Consider the following 15,707-nt stretch of genomic DNA (forward strand, 5'->3'; position numbering starts at 1 on the left):
ACCGCTTCTTCCAGTTGAAATAGGTCGCTTGGCTGATCCCCGCCTTGCGGCAGATCTCGCCCACCGGCGTGCCCTCATCGCCTTGCTTCAGGATGAACGCCTTTTGCGCTTCCGTGAACTTCGATGCCTTCATCATTCTCTGCTCCTCTCCCAGCCAGAGAAGGTTAGCCGAAAACTCCAGTTTCAAACGGTCCAGTTTTCAGGGGGCAGAGCAACACTACATTGCGCCCGGCAGGCCTGTGCAAATGGCCTTGTAGAGAGTTGAATGGCGGACGCGTGATGCGCTGCTCGACGAGACCATGTTCCATAGCTTGGCCCATGCGGGTGTCGTGATCGCTGCCCGCGCAGCCGAATGCGTCATCGAGCGACCGCACTTGGCCTATGTACCAGACCACCCTTGAGTATGCGCGGACCCTGACCAACGCAATCGCATGCCCTGCTGCGCGATATGAAATCTCTGCGCATCGGGCAATTGCATATCCTGCAAAGATTGGCGTCAACAGCACCGGGCGCCAGTCGCCGATGGATGAACGATCAATGGCAGTTTGGACAGATTATACTGCAGGACGTTCTTGGCTGAGTAATTGAAGAAAATCCTGCAAGATAAGAGAGTGTTTTCTATCAGACCTCCAAAGAGCACATATTGGCGTGGAGTATCCGAAAATATCTGGCAGAAGCTCAAAGAATTCACCGCGCATCAGGTCCTGACAGTGACTGGGGAAATATCCCAAGTACACTCCGCTGCGCACGAGGGCCAGGACAGCCTCTGTTTGATAAACAGTACTGCCCACAGGAAACTTCTGCTTGCGCTGCCGCAGAGGTTCACTTTCGAAATATGCCCTATGGACCAGCTTGTGTTTGCAGATCATGTCAGCGGTCAACGTGACATTCTGCTCGATCGCTTTGACCAACGGATGCTGACCACCGCAAAAAAGCCCAACGTCCTCGTCGTAGAGTGTGATGTATTCCAAGCTGGGATGACGCTGGTAGTCGGGAATAATTCCGATGTGCAACTTGCCGTCGATGATGCCCCGCTCAACTTCGTTGGGTGAACCCGTCATCAAATTGATTGAGACGTCCGGGGCGATCTCCTGAAACTTCTGCATCGCGGAGATGAGCGGGTTCCTGACATCCGACATCGTAAAGTCGATCATGCCAATTTCTATATTTCCAACCATCTGATTGCTGATACTGGCAATTCCGGAGGCAAAATCATCCGTTGAGACCAGAAACTTATCTATATAGTCAATTGCTTGCCGCCCTTGCTGGGTCAGGTAGAAACCGCTTCGTCCCCGGTGGCACAAGCGCAGCCCCAGTCTCGTCTCTAGATCGGATATCTGCCGGGAAATCGTTGATCGTCCGACGCCCAGTTCGGTCTGGGCTGCGGACAAGCCGCCGCATTCGATGACGGCCTTGAAGACACGCATCAACCGCAGATCGACGTCGTTTACCTTTCCGGAAAAGGCGTTTTTGCGTCGTGCCAACTGCGATGCTCCCATGGTCGCGTAAGTTGTATCTATATGAAACAGAAGTTCCGAATGTTCAAATTTAATCACACACAAATTGCGCGGTAATATCAGGCGAAAACCAAAAGGGTGTCGTATGGCTTGGTCCGAAAAAAGACTTGCTGAATTGCGGGAAAAATTTGCTGACGCAACAGGGGGTGAGTTGCATACCCCGAAGTTTCAAAGGATCGCGGACAAGATATTTTCCAAAGGCGGCCACAGGCCAGCGCCCTATTCTGGTATGCCGACGCTGCTGGATGCGCCGCACCGGAATTGGGCTGACGGGGCAAGCATATCGGACCTTGATGTCGCCCTTTTCGGCGTGCCGATGGACCTTGGCGTGACCAATCGCAACGGATCACGGTTCGGCCCACGCGCCCTGCGGTCTATTGAACGGGTCGGACCCTATAATGACGCGTTCGATTGCGCACCGATCCATGAAATGGTGGTTGCCGATATTGGTGATGTGCCTTTCCAAAGCCGGTTTGACCTTGCGCAAAGCCACGCTGACATCGAAAAATTTGTCATGGGCATTGTGGCGCAGGGCGTCATTCCCATGGCTGTCGGCGGCGATCATTCCATCAGTCATCCAATTCTGAAGGCTGTCGGTGCCAACGGCCCGGTCGGCATGATCCATATTGATGCCCATTGCGATACGGGCGGATCTTACGAAGGCGAAAAATTTCATCACGGCGGTCCGTTCCGCAACGCGGTGCTTGACGGTGTTCTGGATCCTGAACGGACGATCCAGATCGGCATACGTGGTGCTGCAAAGTACATTTGGGAGTTCTCGGAGATGTCCGGAATGACCGTGATCGAGGGTGGCAGCATCACAGAAGGCGCAATTCCGGATATCATCAGGCAGGCGCGGAACGTCATTGGTGATGGTCCGACATATTTCTCGTTCGATATCGACAGCCTTGATCCCGCCTTTGCCCCAGGCACCGGAACGCCAGAGGTTGGCGGGCTGACGACCCGCGAAGCGATGAAAATCATTCGCGGTATGAAGGGCGCCAACCTCGTTGGCGGTGATGTGGTCGAGGTGGCCCCTGCTTATGATCCAACCACAAACACTGCTCAGAATGGTGCGCAAATGCTGTTCGAGATTCTCAGTCTGATGCAGTTTTCCCCCTTTAGAAAACATCAATAAGGATAACCAATATGACGATTGAACGCAGTGGTCTGAGCAACCGCATGAGCCAAACGGTTGTACATGGCGACACCATCTATCTTGCCGGACAGGTCGGGACGGGGTCCGATGTGACCGCACAAACGGTTGATATGCTGTCAGAGGTTGACCGGTTGCTGGCCTCTGTTGGCAGCAGCAAGTCTCACATTCTGTCCGCAACGATCTGGATTGCGGATATGGCCCATGTCAGTGACATGAACGCCGTCTGGGACGACTGGATTGACCCAGCCAATCCGCCTGCGCTTGCGTGCGTGGAGGCCCGCCTTGTTGCACCGGACTATCTGGTTGAAGTTATGATTGTCGCTGCAAAGGCCTGATGCCGCGCCGGTGATTTACCGGCACCATCAGCGGTCAAAGCGTGTTGGACCGCTGATGGGGTATTCGTCGCTATGCCGCACTGAATAGCGACATCTGCGTCGGGTCGACCGCGATGGCGACCTGCGAGCCAATCTCCAGACCCTGACATTCGGCATTGGTGCAACGGACACGCAGCCGTTCCCCATTCACGTCGACGATCAGTTCGGTCGATGGACCAAGGTCACGCATGAACGCGATGGTTCCGATTGGTGCGTGTTGCGTCGCATGTGCCGGCTGCAGCTTGATATGCTCTGCCCGCACTGCGGCTTGCAGCCTTGTCCCCTGGGGATGATGGGTCGCAACTTTGGACGTGGTTCCAAGAAATTGTATTTCGCCGCCTTTATAGACGCCCGCGTCGATCAGGTTGGCCGCCCCCAGAAAGTCGGCAACAAAGCTGTCAGCGGGCTGCTGATAAACAACGGAAGGTGCCGCGGCCTGCCTTACAGCGCCCTCCTTCAACACCACCAGCTCATCTGCCAGCATCATGGCCTCATGCTGGTCATGCGTGACCAGAATTGTCGTGACGCCGAATTTCTGCTGCAGTTGGCGCAGCTCGATCTGCATGTTGTCGCGCAGCTTGGCGTCCAGCGCCGACAGCGGCTCATCGAGCAAAAACAGTTTGGGTTGGATAGCCAAGGCGCGGGCAATTGCGACCCGCTGCCTTTGTCCACCAGACAACGCCGACACAGGCCGATCAGCAATCAAAGGCAACTGGATCACATTCAGCAACTCTTCGACGCGGTTACGTTGCTCTTTGCCACTGACGCCGCGCAGTTTGAGGCCGTAAGCGATGTTGCGTGCGACACTCATATGCGGGAACAGTGCGAGCGACTGAAACACCATGCCGAACCCACGCTTGTGTGGAGGAGTCTGCGCGATATCGCTGCCGTCAAGCATGAGCCGACCGGTTGAGGCCGTCTCGAACCCGGCGATGATCCGCAAGAGCGTGGTCTTGCCGCAGCCGGACGGCCCTAACAGACATACGAACGAGCCGCGTTCGATTTTTAGATCGATATCGGACAGCGCCTTCACGTCACCAAAGTTCTTGGAGACACCGTCAATGTGAAGGTGGGTATTCTGCGTGGTCAAGGTGTCGACCCTTTCAAAAGAGGCTCGCGCGACCGGCGATCAGCTTGTCTACAAGCACGATCAGCACCACGTCGGCGAAAATGATAAACACGGAAAGCGCCAGCGTCGATGGATCAAGCGACGACACGGTTCTGCTGTACATCCAGATCGGCAACGTGCTGACGTCGATCGTGTACATGAAGAACGTGATCGTGAATTCGTTGAAACTGATGATCAGCGCAAAGATCAACCCGGCCAGGATGCCCGCCTTCATCAACGGAATGACGACATCCCAGATCGCCCGCAGCGGCGAGGCACCCAGGGACACTGCGGCCTCTTCAAGCTCGACGCTGATGCCGCTCATGGCACCAAGACAGTTGCGCAGCACGAAAGGCAGGACCAGTGCGACATGCGGAATGATGATCCTCCAGATGCCGATATCCACCCGCAGGCTTTCGGCAATCAACAGGAAGGCGATGCCAAGGATGACGAGCGGAAACACCAGCGGAAGCGTGAAAAGCAATTCCATACCGGCGCGGATGCGGCGGTCACCGCGGGCAAGGGCATAGGCCAAAGGAATGCATACAAGCGTTGAGATCGCCATCACAATGACTGCAACCAGCAGGCTGGTTAGTGTCGAATCCACAACCGATTGTGCGCTTGATGCATCCTGGTTGGTGAAAAGCGCCATGACTTCGCCGTACCAGCGCAATGACAGGGCCTCTGGCGGGAAGCCAGTGTTGTCGGCCGCCGAGAACGACATGATCATCACAACGATCACTGGCAGGGAGGATATCAGAATGCCGACGATTGCCAGCGCGATGACTGCAAACCGATAGGTGCCGCCGCCTTCTGTTGGTAGAAGTCCGACGCGCATGTCAGTGCCTCACATTTTCTGACGTGATCCGAACCAGCCACGATGAGAAGACCAGGACGACCAGTGTTATAAAGATCAGGATCATGCCTGCAGCGGCTGCACCCGACCAGTCGAACAGCGGAGAGATCATGTCACGGATCGCGACACCCATCATTTGTACGCGGCGGCCACCCAACAAAAGCGGGATCGCAAAGGCGCTTGCGTTGAACGCAAAGACAATCGACGCCGCCCCGAACAGGCCGGGGCGTAGCAGTGGAACAGTGACATCAAAGAATGTGCGCCATTGGGATGCGCCCAGAGAACTGGCGGCTTCCAAATGCTCTTGGGACAAACCGCGTACAGAACTGACAATCGGGAAAACGGCCAACGGCAGTGATGTCTGGATCAAACCAAGTAAAACGCCGGTTTCGTTGAACAGAAGAAATATCGGGCGGTCTATAATACCAAGGCTGCGCAGAATGGTATTTAAAACTCCACTTGGCCCCAATAACAGGATCCAGCCATAGGCCTGTACCAACAGATTAAGGATCAGTGGCAGCAGAATCGTAACAGTGAGGGCGCGCCGTGCAAGAGGGCTGCGGAGCGATGTCAGCAGAAACGCCAGAGGCACCGCAAACAGCATGGCAAACAGTGTCGCGATGAACGCAAGTTTCAACGTCAACCATACTGACCGACCAAAAAACGGTGTCATCAAGTTCAAGTAGGGCTGGAGCGACCAGCTATCGATTGCGCCTTTCTCACCCGAAAGGGAAAAGCGGAATATGAAAAAGCAGGCCCCCAAAAACGGTAATATCGCGATGAATGCTGGTAAAGAAAACGCCAGTGCTCTGGTTCGGGATAGCCGTATGCTCATTTTGGGGGTCCTGCGTCAGGCTACTGGTTACGACAGAGTCTGGGTGTAGCGATTGATCCAATCTTCACGCACATCCGCAATAAATGCCTTGTCCTGAACGACCGCCTTTTCGCCCATCTGTTCGGGTTTGATGATGAACGGACTGGCCTTGGCCGCTTCGGACATTACAGCGTTCTGGTTGATGGGGCCGTTTAGCACCGCCTCGGCCATGATGCCCTGTACTTCCGCATCAAGCGTATAGTCGATAAAGGCGTGTACCACATCATCGTCGCCCGGTTTGGATTTGGGTGTGATCGTATACATCAGGTCTGCGTAGAAACCTTCGTCCACATCGTAGGTGGCACCCATGTTGGAATTTGCAGGATCCATCAGTTCCTTGGCGTAGAATGCAGGCGCATAGACGCCACCGATATCAAGTGCATCAGATCGGAACAATTCGGCCAATTGCGCCGGGTTTTCGCCAAACGTCAGAATGCCGTCGCGCAACTCTGCCAGTTTCGCGAAAGCTTCGTCAGCATTGGTGCCATCGCCGCCAATCATCTTGCCGGTCGCAAAGATGGTATCAAGCGCATCGGTCCAAGTCGCAGGCGGCAAGAACAGGCGGTTTTTATGCGCAGCGTCCCACATCTGAGCGTAGGACGTCGGCGGTTCTGCAAATGTCTTGGTGTTGTAGATCAGGCCGCCAGTCCACAGAAGATAGCCGATGCCGTGACCATCGGCACCAGTCCGAAACCGCGGATCAACCTGTTCCAAGTTGGGCAACATGTTGAGGTCCGGTTTGGCAAGCAGCCCATCCCCGGCCAACTCCACGCCGCCAACACCGGCAAGAGTTATGACGTCATATTGCGGGCGATCGCCCGCTGCACGCAACTTTGCAACCATTTCAGAGGTCGAGCCTGTGCGGTCAGCGATGACGCGTGCCCCGGTCTTTTCCTCAAAGGGCTTTGCAATGTGATCAAGAACGGCCAGGCCTGTGTTGTCCGACCACGTCAACAGGCGCACCTCTTTGCCAGCAAGGGGCTGAGCGCGCACGATCGACGGCATTGCCAATGTTGCAGCCAGCCCAGCGCTTGTCGCAAAAAGATGTCGACGTGAGATTTTGGATTGCATGGTTCTTCCTTCTGGGATGGGTGACCACAACGGTTTGTTGGCGGGCACAAATTTTTCCCATCATGGTCGATCAAAGCTGAATATCAATATCGATGAAAACAAAGGATGTTTCATAAAACTACAACTAACGCTGATTTGTTCGTGGTTTCGCTACGTGTTGATTTTTTGGGCAGGATGCCTGTTTTTTATCGATATTGGCGTTAAGTGGATCATCAGTCCGCATTGGGATTCACTTTGAACAACCATGGAGCTCCGTCAAGAAACGATAAAGTTTCTGATGAAGCCGCAACCCTGAATGCCATGGAAAATCTTGAGGCCAATAAATGGTGGTGTTAATTTTTTTTAAAATAATACTTAGAGATATGGTTTACTTATCGTGACGCCTCTGTTGCGCAAATCATCTGACGGACGGTTCTCGCCTTACCCCAGATGGATTTATCCCACGGCCCTTGTGACGGGGATGCGAGGGCGGTGCGGCCGTTCAGGATCGCAACGCGCACCTGAACCGCGGCGACCTGACGGTCCAAGCCGCGCGCCGTCAGGCGCTGGCCCAGCAGTTTCATGCAATGCACCTTTGTTTCTGCACGGCTCCGGCGGTAATAGCCGCTCCAGTGTCTCCAGAGCGTCCGGCCCAGATATCCCGACGCGCGCAACGCGTCGTTCCTGGCGATGGCGCCGGCGGTGATCGGCTTGCATGGCCGGGCATTTCGGCGTGGCGGGATGACCGCGGCCGCACCGCGGTCAGCGATGGCGTTATGGCATCGGCGCGTGTCGATAGGCGCTATCCGCGGTCACGCGGCCGGTCTCCTGATCGCGCGGGATCTGGGTGAGCAGATGAGGCAGCATCGGTGCATCCCCGGTGTTGCTGCCCGTGATCTCGACCGCTCTGACGTCCAACGTTTGCTCATCAATACCGATGGGGATCTTGCGCCAGACGCGTCGTTTGGGGCCGCCATGCTTGCGGGCGTTTCACTCGCCCTCGACCTTGATGGCCGGTGCTGTCGATCAGGAAGTGCAGGGGGCCTTGCGCGCCACGATACGGAATGTCCACCGCAAGCGTCCTTTGGCGTTGGCAGATGATGCTGAAGTCATGCACGACCCAGTCCAGCCCTGTCAGCCGCAGCAGGCTCCCGACGAAGCCCCCTCGCCATGGTCACTCGGACCGGTGGCGTTCCCATGGCTCGATCTTGCGAAGCGCCATTCCGAACAGCACTTTCATGGTCAGGCAGGTCTGGATGGCGGCGTCGCTGAACGTCTGCGACCTGTCTCCTGCCGGAAGGGTTGGCATCCCAGTTCATATCAGTATCGAGCCAGATCGTCAGTGATCCACGGCGCTTCAGCGCCGCGGTGTCATCAGCCCAGTTCGTTGTCTTGTAGGTCGGTGATGTCGGCTTGCCCATGAGGGCCAGCGACCACGCTGGGTTAACGACATGAATCCCTTACCCGCTTTGCGCAACAAAGACCCATAAACATACAACGTGTCCTTAACTGGGACGAGTCTTGCGGCTGGGTGAGTTATCGTAATGTCCGATATAATGTCCACCGCCATGTCGGACGGGGCTAACCATCCAACCAGACAAGGAAATAAAGCGCAATGGGTATGGGTGGCGGAGACGAAGGGATTCGAACCCTCGAGACCCTTTCGGGCCTGCGCCCTTAGCAGGGGCGTGCCTTCGACCACTCGGCCACATCTCCGCGGACCCGTATATGGATGTCGCCAAGGGGGGGCAAGGGGGTTTGTGCGGCATATTTCGCGATCGCCGCGCGACCCGGCACAACGGGTTGGCGACCGAAATCCACGGGCTCGCCGACGCCCGATATTGCGCGCGACAGTTCGTCCTCTTGGAACGGGGGCTGGAACCCCGGAGGCGTTGGCGCAATAGTCTGATGATGCAACCAGGTGGCAAGCCATGACCGAAATCTCTCGTCGCAAGTCGGATCACCTGCGCATCGTCACCGAAGGCGGCGGGGCGCAGGACCGGCTGGACAGCGGGTTCGACCAGATCCGGTTCGTGCATCATGCGCTGCCTGATCTGGATATGCGGGCGGTCGATACCGGGGCGCGGTTCCTGGGTCGCAGCCTGGGGGCACCGCTGTTGATCTCGGCCATGACGGGCGGCCCGGACGAGGCGGAACGCATCAACCTGCACATCGCAGAGGCCTGCGCCCATCACCGCATCGCCCTGTCGGTCGGATCGCAACGTATCGCGGTCGAGGCTGGCGGCAACGGCGGCCTGGGTGCCAGCCTGCGGGCACGGGCGCCCGACATCCCGATTTTGGGAAATATTGGCGCGGTCCAGCTGAACTGTGGCTTTGGCCTGGTACAGGCACAGCGGGCTGTGGACATGATTCAGGCCGACGCGCTGATCCTGCACCTGAACCCGCTGCAGGAGGCGATTCAGGAGGGAGGCGACCGCAATTTCACGGCCCTGTTGCCGCAGATAGAGGCGCTTGCGGCCAGCCTGCCGGTCCCCCTGGGCGTCAAGGAGGTCGGCGCGGGCCTGTCGGCATCGTTGGCCCGGCGGCTGATCGATGCGGGCGTGACCATCCTGGACGTCGCAGGCGCGGGCGGCACCAGCTGGGCGCGGGTCGAGGCCGAACGCGGCCCTGACCGCCTGCAGGCGCTGGCGGCACCGTTCCACGACTGGGGCATTCCAACGACGACGGCGCTGCGGGGCATCGCGCCGCTGATGCGGCCGGGCCATGTTCTGGTCGGGTCGGGCGGCGTGCGGCATGGGTTGGATGCAGCGCGGGCCATCCGGCTTGGTGCTGACCTGGTGGGGCAGGCGGCCGGTGCGCTGGCTGCTGCGCGCCACAGCGCCGAGGCCCTGTCCGACCACCTCTCCGACGTCATTGCACAGCTGCGCATCGCGATGTTCTGCACCGGATCGGGCGATCTGGCGGCGCTGCGCCGCGCGCCCCTGCTGGTGCCGGGGCCGGGTGGCCAATGGTCGCAAGCATCGGGGATGGAAACCAGCGATGCGGGGTTGTAGTCTGCGCGGATCGCCGGTCCGGGGGACAAGATGAGCGCGCATGCCATGCCCAAGGCGGATCTGACCGCCACCAGCCTGATCGTTTCGGGCGGCATCATCGCCGCATGGCTGGCGCTGCATCTCCATGCGCTGTGGTTTCTGGACGCGGCGGCGCATCCCATTCTGGCGGTCGTGAATTTTCTGGGGCTAACCTGGCTGTCGGTGGGTCTGTTCATCATCGCGCATGACGCGATGCACGGATCGGTCGTGCCGGGGCGTCCACGTGCCAATGCCGCGATGGGACAGCTGGTGCTGTGGCTCTATGCCGGGTTCTCGTGGCGCAAGATGATCGTCAAGCACATGGCCCATCACCGCCATGCCGGCACGGACGACGACCCCGATTTCGACCATGGGGGCCCGGTGCGCTGGTACGCCAGCTTTATTGCCACCTATTTCGGCTGGCGCGAAGGTCTGTTGTTGCCGGTCATCGTGACGGTCTATGCGCTGATCCTTGGTGATCGCTGGATGTATGTCGTCATGTGGCCGCTGCCGTCGATTTTGGCGTCGATGCAGCTGTTCGTGTTCGGCACCTGGCTGCCGCACCGCCCCGGCCACGACGACTTTCCCGATCGGCACAACGCGCGGTCGTCGCGCATGCGCGACCCTGTGTCGCTGCTGACCTGTTTTCACTTTGGCGGTTATCATCACGAACACCATCTGCACCCGACGGTGCCGTGGTGGCGCCTGCCCAGCACCCGGACCAAGGGGGACACCGCATGACCAACTTTCTGATCGTCGTCGCCACCGTGCTGGCGATGGAGGTGACGGCCTATTCCGTCCATCGGTGGGTCATGCACGGCCCGTTGGGCTGGGGCTGGCACAAGTCCCACCACGAGGAACACGACCACGCGTTGGAAAAGAACGACCTGTACGGGCTGGTCTTTGCGGTGATCGCCACGGTCTTGTTCACGGTGGGCTGGATCTGGGCGCCCGTGCTGTGGTGGATCGCCTTGGGCATGACCGTTTATGGGCTGATCTATTTCATCCTGCATGACGGGTTGGTTCATCAGCGCTGGCCGTTCCGATACATCCCACGCAAGGGATATGCGCGCCGCCTGTATCAGGCGCACCGCCTGCACCACGCGGTTGAAGGGCGCGACCACTGCGTCAGCTTTGGCTTTATCTATGCGCCGCCGGTGGACACGCTGAAGCAGAACCTGAAGACATCGGGCGTCCTGCGGGCCGAGGCGCAGGAGCGCACGTGACCCACGACGTCCTGCTGGCAGGGGCGGGCCTTGCAAACGGGCTGATCGCCCTCGCGCTGCGTGCCGCGCGACCCGACCTGCGGGTGGTGTTGCTGGACCATGCGGCGGGGCCGTCCGACGGGCATACATGGTCCTGTCATGACCCCGACCTGTCGCCCGAATGGCTGGCCCGGCTGAAACCGCTGCGCCGCGCCAATTGGCCGGATCAGGAGGTGCGTTTTCCCCGCCATGCCCGTCGTCTCTCCACCGGTTATGGGTCGCTGGACGGGGCTGCGCTGACAGATGCCGTCGTCCGGTCGGGGGCCGACATCCGGTGGGACAGCGACATTGCCACGCTGGACGCGCATGGCGCGACGCTGGCCTGTGGCACGCGGATCGATGCGGGCGCTGTGATCGACGGGCGCGGCGCGCAGCCATCGCGGCATTTGACGGTGGGGTTCCAGAAATTCGTCGGCGTCGAGATCGAGACCGACCGCCCCCACGGCGTGCCCCGTCCGATGATCATGGATGCCACTGTTCCCCAGCAGGACGGATACCGCTTTATCTATCTGCTGCCCTTTTCCCCGACCCGCATCCTGATCGAGGACACCCGCTATTCCGACGGCGGTGATCTGGACGACGACGCGCTGGCGGCGGCATCCCACGATTACGCCCGCCAACAGGGGTGGACCGGGACCGAGGTGCGGCGCGAACGCGGCATTCTGCCCATCGCGCTGGCCCATGATGCGCCGGGTTTTTGGGGTGATCACGCAACGGGGCCGGTGCCCGTGGGCCTGCGGGCAGGGGTCTTTCACCCCGTCACCGGCTATTCGCTGCCCTATGCGGCGCAGCTCGCCGATGTCGTGGCGGGTCTGTCCGGGCCGATGACCACCGATGCGCTGCGCGCAGCCATCCGCGATTTCGCGATTGCCCGCGCGCGCCGTGACGGGTTCCTGCGGCTGCTGAACCGGATGCTGTTCCGCGGCTGTGCGCCCAATCGCCGCTATACCCTGCTGCAGCGGTTCTACCGGATGCCGCAGGGCCTGATCGAACGATTTTATGCCGGACGATTGAGCGTGGCGGATCAGCTGCGCATCGTCACAGGCAAACCGCCCATTCCGCTTGGCACGGCCATCCGTTGCCTGCCCGAACGTCCCCTGTTGAAGGAAAACGCATGAACGCCCATTCGCCCGCGGCCAAGACCGCCATCGTGATCGGTGCAGGCTTTGGGGGGCTGGCTCTGGCTATCCGCCTGCAGTCCGCGGGCGTCGCCACGACGCTGGTCGAGGCCCGCGACAAGCCCGGTGGTCGCGCCTATGTCTGGCACGACCAGGGCCACGTCTTTGACGCGGGCCCCACGGTCATCACCGACCCCGATGCGCTCAAGGAACTGTGGGCGCTGACGGGTCAGGACATGTCCCGCGACGTGACCCTGATGCCGGTGTCGCCATTTTACCGGCTGATGTGGCCGGGCGGCAAGGTTTTCGATTACGTGAACGAGGCCGATCAGCTGGAGCGCCAGATCGCAGAGTTCAACCCAGATGACCTGGAGGGGTACCGCCGCTTTCGCGACTATGCCGAAGAGGTGTATCAGGAGGGTTATGTCAAACTGGGCACCGTGCCGTTCCTGAAGCTGGGCCAGATGATGCGCGCCGCGCCCGCGCTGATGCGGCTGGAGGCCTACAAGTCCGTCCATGCCAAGGTCGCGACCTTTATCAAGGACCCCTATCTGCGGCAGGCGTTTTCGTATCACACGCTGCTGGTGGGCGGGAATCCGTTCTCGACCAGTTCGATTTACGCGCTGATCCATGCGCTGGAACGGCGGGGCGGGGTGTGGTTCGCCAAAGGCGGCACCAATCAGTTGATCGCGGGAATGGTCGCACTGTTTGAACGGCTTGGTGGACAGGTCATGTTGAACGCCAAGGTCGCCCGGATCGAGACCGAAGGCGCCCGCACCACCGGCGTGACGTTGGTCGATGGCCGCACGGTCCATGCGGACATGGTGGCCAGCAACGGCGACGTGATGCACAATTATCGCGACCTGCTGGGCCACACACCGCGCGGGCAGGCGCAGGCCAAATCGCTTGGGCGCAAGCGGTGGTCGATGTCGTTGTTCGTGCTGCATTTCGGCCTGCGCGAGGCGCCCAAGGATATCGCGCATCACACCATCCTGTTCGGCCCCCGCTACAAGGAACTGGTGAACGAGATCTTCAAAGGGCCGAACCTGGCCGAGGATTTCTCGCTGTACCTGCATTCGCCCTGCACGACGGACCCGGACATGGCGCCTCCGGGCATGTCCACGCATTACGTGCTGGCCCCCGTGCCGCATCTGGGCCGCGCCGAGATCGACTGGGCCGTCGAAGGGCCGCGCTATGCCGACCGCATTCTGGCGTCCCTGGAGGAACGGCTGATCCCGAACCTGCGCGCCAACCTGACGACGACGCGCATCTTCAGCCCGGCCGATTTCTCGACCGAGCTGAGCGCCCATCACGGCAGCGCATTCTCGATCGAGCCGATCCTGACGCAGTCGGCCTGGTTCCGGCCGCACAACCGCGACAAGACGATCCGCAACTTCTATCTGGTGGGCGCGGGCACCCATCCGGGCGCGGGCATTCCCGGCGTCGTGGGGTCGGCCAAGGCCACGGCCCAGGTGATGCTGTCGGACCTCGCGGGCGCATGAGCGATCTGGTCCTGACCTCGACCGAGGCGATCACCAAGGGATCGCAAAGCTTTGCCACCGCGGCAAAGCTGATGCCGCCGGGCATTCGCGACGATACGGTAATGCTATATGCGTGGTGCCGACACGCCGACGACGTGATCGACGGTCAGGCCCTGGGCAGCCGCCCCGAGGCCGTGGACGACCCACAGGCCCGGCTGGACGACCTGCGCGCCGACACGCTGGCGGCCCTGCAGAGCGACGGTCCGGTAACGCCACCCTTTGCGGCGCTGCGCGCGGTGGCGCGGCGGCATGATTTCCCGCAGGAATGGCCGATGGACCTGATCGAAGGGTTCGCGATGGATGTCGAGGCGCGCGATTACCGCACGCTGGATGATGTGCTGGAATACTCCTATCATGTCGCGGGCATCGTCGGCGTGATGATGGCCCGCGTGATGGGCGTGCGCGACGACCACGTGCTGGACCGCGCCTGCGACTTGGGACTGGCGTTTCAGCTGACCAATATCGCACGCGACGTGATCGACGATGCGCGCATCGGGCGGTCCTATCTGCCCGGCGACTGGCTGGAGCAGACGGGCGCGCGGGTCGATGGCGCGCTGCCGTCGCCGGAACTGTATTCGGTGATCATCCGGCTGCTGGACGCGGCCGAACCTTATTATGCGTCGGCGCAGGTCGGTCTGGCAGACCTGCCGCCGCGCTGTGCGTGGTCGATCGCGGCCGCGTTGCGGATCTATCGCGCCATCGGTCTGCGCATCCGCAAGGGCGGTCCGCAGGCCTATCGCCAGCGGATCAGCACGTCCAAGGCGACCAAGATCGGCCTGCTGGCCGTCGGTGGCTGGGACGTCGCGCGGTCACGCATGCCCGGCGCAGGCGTGTCGCGACAGGGCCTGTGGACCCGGCCGCATCACCCTCAGGCACGGACGCCGTAAGGCAGCACCCGTTCCAGCAGCGCCGCGATTTCCGGCGCCTGCAGACGCTTGCTTCGCAGCATCGCATCCAGTTGGGCGCGGCTGGCCTCATAGTGGCGGGACACATTCTGCAGGTCGGATACCGCCAGCAATCCGCGCCGGGGGCCGGGGGCCGCGGCGTCGCGACCAGTATCCTTGCCAAGCGCCGCCTGGTCGCCGATCACGTCCAAAAGATCGTCATAGGATTGGAACACCCGCCCCAGCTGACGGCCGAAATCGATCATCTGGGTCTGTTCTTCGTCGTCGAATTCCTTGATGACGGCCAGCATTTCCAGCCCGGCTATGAACAGCACACCGGTTTTCAGATCCTGCTCACGTTCGACGCCGGCGCCGTTCTTGGCCGCGTGCAGGTCCAGATCCTGACCCGCGCACAGCCCCTGCGGGCCCAGGGACCGCGACAGGATCCGGACCAGTTGCGCGCGCACGATGCCCGACGCGCCGCGTGCGCCGGCCAGCAGGGCCATCGCCTCGGTGATCAGGGCAATGCCGCCCAGCACGGCGCGGCTTTCGCCATGCGCCATATGGGTCGCAGGTTGCCCACGGCGCAGCCCCGCATCGTCCATGCAGGGCAGGTCGTCAAAGATCAGCGAGGCAGCGTGCACCATTTCAACCGCGCAGGCAGCGTCCACGATAGCATCGCAGACCCCGCCCGATGCCTCGGCTGCCAGCAGCATCAGCATGCCGCGAAAGCGCTTGCCCGAAGACAGCGCACCATGACGCATCGCCGCGCCAAGCGGCTGCGACACGGTGCCGAATCCCTGGGCGATATCCTCTAGTCTGGTTTGCAGAAGGGTGGCGTGGGTCGGGTTGACGTCTCGTCTCATCAGTGCCTTCGCGCTTGGGTTCTGACCTGGCGGGATGGTCTGGTCGGGGCGGCAACCCGCGAC

15 protein-coding genes, 1 tRNA gene and 2 pseudogenes are annotated in these 15,707 nt (G+C 60.5%); 9 read left to right on the forward strand and 9 right to left on the reverse strand.

Features of this window, described 5'->3' with window-relative positions:
• A partial coding sequence (locus ACJJVR_RS00290; RefSeq protein WP_405401366.1) for a transposase occupies window positions 1–133 on the reverse strand: 133 nt, incomplete at its 3' end.
• Window positions 134–209: 76 nt separating this feature from the next.
• On the opposite strand from ACJJVR_RS00290, the pseudogene ACJJVR_RS00295 reads away from it, so the two are divergent.
• Window positions 210–530 (forward strand): annotated as a pseudogene (locus ACJJVR_RS00295) (integrase core domain-containing protein); the annotation flags it as partial.
• Window positions 531–554: 24 nt separating this feature from the next.
• On the opposite strand, the gene ACJJVR_RS00300 reads toward ACJJVR_RS00295, so the two are convergent.
• Window positions 555–1,484 (reverse strand): LysR family transcriptional regulator, encoded by a 930-nt coding sequence (locus ACJJVR_RS00300; protein WP_405401287.1) that lies wholly within the window; start codon window positions 1,482–1,484, stop codon window positions 555–557.
• 118 nt (window positions 1,485–1,602) lie between these two features.
• Between ACJJVR_RS00300 and speB the strand changes: the two genes are divergently transcribed.
• Both speB and ACJJVR_RS00310 read left to right on the forward strand, forming a co-directional pair.
• Window positions 1,603–2,655, forward strand: a complete 1,053-nt coding sequence (gene speB, locus ACJJVR_RS00305) for an agmatinase (protein WP_405401289.1) — start codon at window positions 1,603–1,605, stop codon at window positions 2,653–2,655.
• A gap of 11 nt (window positions 2,656–2,666) precedes the next feature.
• Entirely contained in the window at window positions 2,667–3,011 is a 345-nt protein-coding gene (locus tag ACJJVR_RS00310) for a RidA family protein (protein WP_405401291.1), read from the forward strand.
• Between the two features lie 70 nt (window positions 3,012–3,081).
• On the opposite strand, the gene ACJJVR_RS00315 is transcribed toward ACJJVR_RS00310, so the two are convergent.
• The 6 genes and pseudogenes from ACJJVR_RS00315 to ACJJVR_RS00340 all read right to left on the reverse strand — a co-directional run bounded on the left by ACJJVR_RS00315 (window position 3,082) and on the right by ACJJVR_RS00340 (window position 8,654).
• Window positions 3,082–4,140 (reverse strand): ABC transporter ATP-binding protein, encoded by a 1,059-nt coding sequence (locus ACJJVR_RS00315; RefSeq protein ID WP_405401292.1) that lies wholly within the window; start codon window positions 4,138–4,140, stop codon window positions 3,082–3,084.
• A gap of 13 nt (window positions 4,141–4,153) precedes the next feature.
• Window positions 4,154–4,996, reverse strand: coding sequence for an ABC transporter permease (locus ACJJVR_RS00320; RefSeq protein WP_405401293.1), 843 nt, complete (start codon window positions 4,994–4,996; stop codon window positions 4,154–4,156).
• Between the two features lies 1 nt (window position 4,997).
• The gene (locus ACJJVR_RS00325) at window positions 4,998–5,849 is read right to left on the reverse strand and encodes an ABC transporter permease (RefSeq protein ID WP_405401294.1); all 852 of its coding nucleotides are present in this window, start codon (window positions 5,847–5,849) and stop codon (window positions 4,998–5,000) included.
• Window positions 5,850–5,876: 27 nt separating this feature from the next.
• A complete protein-coding gene (locus ACJJVR_RS00330; RefSeq protein ID WP_405401296.1) occupies window positions 5,877–6,959 on the reverse strand; it encodes a PotD/PotF family extracellular solute-binding protein in 1,083 nt (360 codons plus the stop codon).
• 435 nt (window positions 6,960–7,394) lie between these two features.
• Window positions 7,395–8,359, reverse strand: a pseudogene (locus tag ACJJVR_RS00335) (IS5 family transposase).
• A gap of 205 nt (window positions 8,360–8,564) precedes the next feature.
• Window positions 8,565–8,654, reverse strand: a tRNA-Ser gene (locus tag ACJJVR_RS00340).
• 215 nt (window positions 8,655–8,869) lie between these two features.
• Between ACJJVR_RS00340 and fni the strand changes: the two genes are divergently transcribed.
• The 6 genes from fni to ACJJVR_RS00370 are packed head-to-tail and all read left to right on the forward strand — an operon-like array spanning window position 8,870 to window position 14,781.
• A complete protein-coding gene (fni, locus tag ACJJVR_RS00345; protein WP_405401298.1) occupies window positions 8,870–9,952 on the forward strand; it encodes a type 2 isopentenyl-diphosphate Delta-isomerase in 1,083 nt (360 codons plus the stop codon).
• A gap of 30 nt (window positions 9,953–9,982) precedes the next feature.
• Window positions 9,983–10,711, forward strand: coding sequence for a fatty acid desaturase (locus ACJJVR_RS00350; RefSeq protein WP_405401300.1), 729 nt, complete (start codon window positions 9,983–9,985; stop codon window positions 10,709–10,711).
• Complete coding sequence (locus ACJJVR_RS00355; protein WP_405401301.1) at window positions 10,708–11,196, forward strand: sterol desaturase family protein; 489 nt, start codon at window positions 10,708–10,710, stop codon at window positions 11,194–11,196. The genes ACJJVR_RS00350 and ACJJVR_RS00355 overlap by 4 nt, the downstream gene beginning before the upstream one ends.
• Window positions 11,193–12,353 (forward strand): lycopene beta-cyclase CrtY, encoded by a 1,161-nt coding sequence (crtY, locus tag ACJJVR_RS00360; protein WP_405401303.1) that lies wholly within the window; start codon window positions 11,193–11,195, stop codon window positions 12,351–12,353. Before ACJJVR_RS00355 ends, crtY begins: the two co-directional genes overlap by 4 nt.
• A complete protein-coding gene (locus ACJJVR_RS00365) occupies window positions 12,350–13,855 on the forward strand; it encodes a phytoene desaturase (RefSeq protein WP_405401305.1) in 1,506 nt (501 codons plus the stop codon). The genes crtY and ACJJVR_RS00365 overlap by 4 nt, the downstream gene beginning before the upstream one ends.
• The gene (locus tag ACJJVR_RS00370) at window positions 13,852–14,781 is read left to right on the forward strand and encodes a phytoene/squalene synthase family protein (protein ID WP_405401307.1); all 930 of its coding nucleotides are present in this window, start codon (window positions 13,852–13,854) and stop codon (window positions 14,779–14,781) included. The genes ACJJVR_RS00365 and ACJJVR_RS00370 overlap by 4 nt, the downstream gene beginning before the upstream one ends.
• Here the strand turns inward: ACJJVR_RS00370 and ACJJVR_RS00375 are convergent.
• Entirely contained in the window at window positions 14,763–15,644 is an 882-nt protein-coding gene (locus tag ACJJVR_RS00375; RefSeq protein WP_405401309.1) for a polyprenyl synthetase family protein, read from the reverse strand. The genes ACJJVR_RS00370 and ACJJVR_RS00375 overlap by 19 nt on opposite strands.
• Window positions 15,645–15,707 lie beyond the last annotated feature (63 nt).

Source organism: Paracoccus sp. Ld10, from assembly GCF_045064235.1.
Lineage (GTDB): Bacteria > Pseudomonadota > Alphaproteobacteria > Rhodobacterales > Rhodobacteraceae > Paracoccus.

Coding starts and splice junctions, on each gene's coding strand:
- speB (WP_405401289.1), top strand. CDS start 1,603: ATGGCTTGGTCCGAAAAAAGACTTGCTGAATTGCGGGAAAAATTTGCT.
- ACJJVR_RS00310 (WP_405401291.1), top strand. CDS start 2,667: ATGACGATTGAACGCAGTGGTCTGAGCAACCGCATGAGCCAAACGGTT.
- ACJJVR_RS00320 (WP_405401293.1), bottom strand. CDS start 4,996: ATGCGCGTCGGACTTCTACCAACAGAAGGCGGCGGCACCTATCGGTTT.
- ACJJVR_RS00325 (WP_405401294.1), bottom strand. CDS start 5,849: ATGAGCATACGGCTATCCCGAACCAGAGCACTGGCGTTTTCTTTACCA.
- ACJJVR_RS00330 (WP_405401296.1), bottom strand. CDS start 6,959: ATGCAATCCAAAATCTCACGTCGACATCTTTTTGCGACAAGCGCTGGG.
- fni (WP_405401298.1), top strand. CDS start 8,870: ATGACCGAAATCTCTCGTCGCAAGTCGGATCACCTGCGCATCGTCACC.
- ACJJVR_RS00350 (WP_405401300.1), top strand. CDS start 9,983: ATGAGCGCGCATGCCATGCCCAAGGCGGATCTGACCGCCACCAGCCTG.
- ACJJVR_RS00355 (WP_405401301.1), top strand. CDS start 10,708: ATGACCAACTTTCTGATCGTCGTCGCCACCGTGCTGGCGATGGAGGTG.
- ACJJVR_RS00365 (WP_405401305.1), top strand. CDS start 12,350: ATGAACGCCCATTCGCCCGCGGCCAAGACCGCCATCGTGATCGGTGCA.
- ACJJVR_RS00370 (WP_405401307.1), top strand. CDS start 13,852: ATGAGCGATCTGGTCCTGACCTCGACCGAGGCGATCACCAAGGGATCG.
- ACJJVR_RS00375 (WP_405401309.1), bottom strand. CDS start 15,644: ATGAGACGAGACGTCAACCCGACCCACGCCACCCTTCTGCAAACCAGA.